General features: G+C 67.4%; 1 protein-coding gene. It reads right to left on the minus strand.

What is annotated here, in order from left to right; all coding sequences use genetic code 11:
* Window positions 1-1,463: ATP-binding cassette domain-containing protein (locus P4U43_RS17870; protein WP_277359944.1), on the minus strand; the 1,463-nt coding region annotated here is incomplete at both ends.

Below are 1,463 nucleotides of genomic sequence, written 5' to 3' on the forward strand. Positions count from 1 at the left end.
GATTCTCGGGCGGCACGGGATTCCAGCCGAGCGAGGCGGTTCAGGGCGCCTGCAGTGAGCCCGTTGACCGCGACATCGCGTGATGCCCGCAGAAGACCCGTGGTCTGGGCAAGGGAAGCCGCACGCAGCCTGATGCCCGCTGCTCCCGCTGACCGTTCCGCCAGCAATGCGGCGGCGGGGGCGGCCAGTAGACCGGTAACGACGGCGAAGATCTGCCAGAGAATCGCCTCCGGCAGCAGCAGCGCCGTCGTACAAATGGCTGCCAGACCGGTCAGGACCGCCGTCAGCGGCGGGAAGACCGCCCGCGCGGCGGTGTCCCTCAGTTCGTCAATGTCGCCCACGAGCCGTTCGATGCCACCGGATCCGCGTGATAGCGAGCGCCAGGATTCCGCACGGCCGAGCAACGCATGCCACAGCCGCAGGCGCACAGCGTCAGCGGTCTGCAGGATGCTCTCGTGCAGCCACAGCCGTTCGCAATAGCGCAAGAGGGAGCGTCCGATGCCGAAGAACCGAACCCCCACGATGGCTGCGAGAAGGTAGAGGATGGGCGGCTGTTCGGACGCTCGGACGATCAGCCAGCCGGACAATGCTGTGAGGGCCACGGCGAAAACAGACGAGCCCGTGCCGAAAGCGAGTGCTGCGAGGAACCGGGGGGACCACGGGCGCACCAACGAGAGCGCTCGCAGGGCTGTCCGAACGGCCCCGTGGCCCATCATCGGCTCGGCCAAGCCGGATCGAACGGGCGCAGATGGCGAGGTTTCGCGCGGGTCGGGGTTATTTCCGCCCGCTCGATTCGGGGTGTGCGCAGTGTGCGGCGCTGTAGCCAGGCTTCGGGCTGACCCGAGGTCGACCGTGCGGTCGGCGAGGCGTGCGGTCTCATCATCATGGGCGATCAGCACAACAGTGACCGTTGACGGCAGGTTTCGTACTGTCCGGCGGATAACCGCCGAGGTGTTCTCATCCACGTGGGCGGTGGGTTCATCGAGCAGCAATGTTCCCCCGGCGGGCCCGGTGCGCAGCAGTGCCCTGGCCAGCGCAACCCTCCGGAGTTCGCCCGGGCTCAGTTCTCCGGTGGACTTCTCCAACAAGTGGCTTCCGTCCACTGCCGCAAGCAGCCCAAGAAGCGCCTGGTCTTCCAGCGGTGACTCTGCGTAGAAGGCAAGTTCTTCACGAACGGTGTCCATCAGCGGCTCGGGATGCTGCGGCACCCAACCGAGCGGGCCGCTAAGCGGCCTGACCGCGCCATCAATGTGAAGGCCGGGCTGGGGAACTCCTGCCAGCAGCCCCATCAGCGTTGACTTGCCGGAACCGCTGGGACCCCTCAGCGCGGTGATCCCCGGGGACAGGGTGAAGGTGAGATCCTCAACGATCGGTGCTTCTGAGCCTTCGAAGCGCAGGGTGAGGCCTTCGGCGCCGGACGCACCGTCGTCGGCGTTTTCCGGGCGGCCGACCGGCACGGCGGC

The sequence above is a fragment of the Arthrobacter vasquezii genome, assembly GCF_029455255.1.
Lineage (GTDB): Bacteria > Actinomycetota > Actinomycetes > Actinomycetales > Micrococcaceae > Arthrobacter_D > Arthrobacter_D parietis.